The following is a 2033-nucleotide window of genomic DNA, read 5'->3' as shown; positions in this document are numbered from 1 at the left end:
AATTCAAGATACTACCGCTCCAACATGGACTACGGCTCCAGCCGCATTGGATGTGACTTTAGAATGTAGCGATACTGCAGGTTTGACAACTGCTCAGACTAATGCTCCAATAGCTACTGATAATTGTGGAGGAACAGTGAGTTACACCAAAGTTTCAGGGGCTTTCGTTGCAGGAAACTGCGTGAACTCCGGAACTTATACCAATACCTGGACCGCTACGGATGTTTGTACCAATGTATCGACTGTGTTTACTCAAACCATTACAATTCAAGACACTACAGCGCCAACATGGACAACTGCTCCAGCCGCATTGGATGTGACTTTGCAATGTAGTGATACTGCAGGTTTGACAACTGCTCAGGCTAATGCACCGGTAGCTACTGACAATTGTGGAGGAACAGTTACCTATACCAAAGTAAGCGGTCAATTTCAAGGAGGAAATTGTGGAAGTACAGGAACTTATACCAATACCTGGACTGCAAATGATGTTTGTAACAACACCTCAACAGTCTTTACTCAGGTAATTACTGTTCAGGATACTGCTATTCCAACCTGGATTACACAAGCAGGAACATTAGATACTACATTACAATGTAGTGATGCTGCTGGATTAACAGCTTCGCAAAATCAGGCACCTACTGCTACCGCAAATTGTTCAACCGTCACTTACACCAAAACGAGCGGTCAGTTTGTAGCTTCAGGGTCTTGCAGCAATGCCGGTACTTATACTAATACTTGGGTTGCCGTAGATAATTGTGGTAATACTTCCGGTACTTTTACACAAATAATCACTATCGAAGATACTACCGCGCCAACATGGACAACTGCGCCAACCGCATTAGATGTGACTTTGGAATGTAGCGATACTGCAGGTTTGACAACTGCACAGGCCAATGCTCCAATAGCTACTGATAATTGTGGAGGAACGGTGAGTTACACCAAAGTTTCAGGTGCTTTCGTTGCAGGAAACTGCATAAACTCCGGAACTTATACCAATACCTGGACCGCTACGGATGTTTGTACCAATGTATCGACTGTGTTTACTCAAACCATTACAATTCAAGACACTACAGCGCCAACATGGACTACAGCTCCAGCCGCATTGGATGTGACTTTGCAATGCAGTGATACCGCCGGTTTGACAACTGCACAAACCAATGCTCCAATAGCTACTGATAATTGTGGAGGAACGGTGACTTATACCAAAACATCAGGTGCTTTCGTTGCAGGAAACTGCATAAACTCCGGAACTTATACCAATACCTGGACCGCTACGGATGTTTGTACCAATGTATCGACTGTGTTTACTCAAACCATTACAATTCAAGACACTACCGCGCCAACATGGACAACGGCTCCAGCTGCATTGGATGTAACTTTGCAATGTAGTGATACTGCCGGTTTGACAACTGCTCAGGTTAATGCACCGGTAGCTACTGACAATTGTGGAGGAACAGTTACCTATACCAAAGTAAGCGGTCAATTTCAAGGAGGAAATTGTGGAAGTACAGGAACTTACACCAATACCTGGACTGCAAATGACGTTTGTAACAACACCTCAACAGTCTTTACCCAGATAATTACTGTTCAGGATACTGCTATTCCAACCTGGATTACACAAGCAGGAACATTAGATACTACATTACAATGTAGTGATGCTGCTGGATTAACAGCTGCGCAAAATCAGGCACCTACTGCTACCGCAAATTGTTCAACCGTCACTTACACCAAAACGAGCGGGCAGTTTGTAGCTTCAGGGTCTTGCAGCAATGCCGGTACTTATACTAATACTTGGGTTGCCGTAGATAATTGTGGTAATACTTCCGGTACTTTTACACAAGTAATCACTATTGAAGATACCACCAAACCAACCTGGACTACTCTAACGGGAAGCTTAGATATTACAATCCAATGTAGCGATGCGGCAGGTCTAATTGCTGCGCAAGCCAGTGCACCTGTAGCTACCGATAATTGTGATAACGATGTGACCAATATCGTTAAAACCAGTGGTCAGTTTGTAGCTTCTCAGTCTT

Annotated in this window: 1 protein-coding gene; it reads left to right on the top strand. The window is 44.0% G+C overall.

Annotated elements, in window-relative coordinates:
• On the top strand, positions 1-2033 hold a 2033-nt coding region (locus C245_RS0122450), incomplete at both ends, for an Ig-like domain-containing protein (protein ID WP_017498853.1).

The organism is Flavobacterium sp. WG21 (genome assembly GCF_000335775.1).
Classification (GTDB): Bacteria; Bacteroidota; Bacteroidia; order Flavobacteriales; family Flavobacteriaceae; genus Flavobacterium; species Flavobacterium tructae.
The sequence above is the reverse complement of the archived record's forward strand: the minus strand, read 5'-3'. Positions and strand labels throughout refer to the sequence as shown.